This window comes from Vibrio sp. 1727, from assembly GCF_033344415.1.
Classification (GTDB): domain Bacteria; phylum Pseudomonadota; class Gammaproteobacteria; order Enterobacterales; family Vibrionaceae; genus Vibrio; species Vibrio alginolyticus.
The window spans coordinates 1-717 of the sequence record NZ_JAWPOT010000248.1; the positions used below are offsets into that span (position 1 = coordinate 1).

Annotated in this window: 1 protein-coding gene; it reads right to left on the minus strand. The window is 48.7% G+C overall.

Annotated elements, in window-relative coordinates:
- Positions 1 to 717 (minus strand): SecDF P1 head subdomain-containing protein (locus tag R8O10_RS25060; protein ID WP_412035175.1); only part of this gene is annotated, 717 nt, incomplete at both ends.

The window sequence follows — 717 nt, forward strand, 5'->3', positions numbered from 1 at the left end:
ATAGAAGTGCGAGGTTGTGCGCTTCAGCAGCTGAGTCGATACCTGTAATACGGAAGTTACGGCCAAGTGCAGATTGAATCGTTGCTTGGTTAATCACTTCTTCGTGCTTAGTCAGGATAACTTTGCCTTCAGGCGTTTTACGACCGCTGTCTTTGTACTCAGCAAACACGGTAGCCATTAACTTACCAATGTTTTTCTTCGAGAACGCCGACATCTTGTTACCACCCTCGCTGTCTAGCGAGATGTTAACTTGAGGGCGACCGTATTCATCCACACTAGAACTTGCATCCGTGATGCTAGCGCCGCTTAGGATGACACGCTTTTTAAGTACAACAGGACGACCATCGCGATCTTGTTTGATTTCACTGCCCGCAGGTGCACGGCCATTCGCCGCCGCTGCTAAATCAGCTTTATCATCAACTTCACGGAATTCAAGGGTTGCCGTGGCACCGAGAATTTCTTTCGCACGAGCAGTATCTTGAACACCTGGCAGCTCAACAACGATGCGGCTAGCGCCTTGACGTTGCACAAGCGGCTCAGCAACACCCAGCTCGTTTACACGGTTACGTAGAATCGTGATGTTTTGTTCTACAGCGTAGTTACGAATCTCTTGCAAACGTTGCTCAGTAAAAGTGGCGATAAGAGCGTAACGACCATTCGAATCAGACTCGACAAAGTTCATGTCAGGATGATTCTTCGTTAGCGTGCGCTTCGCTT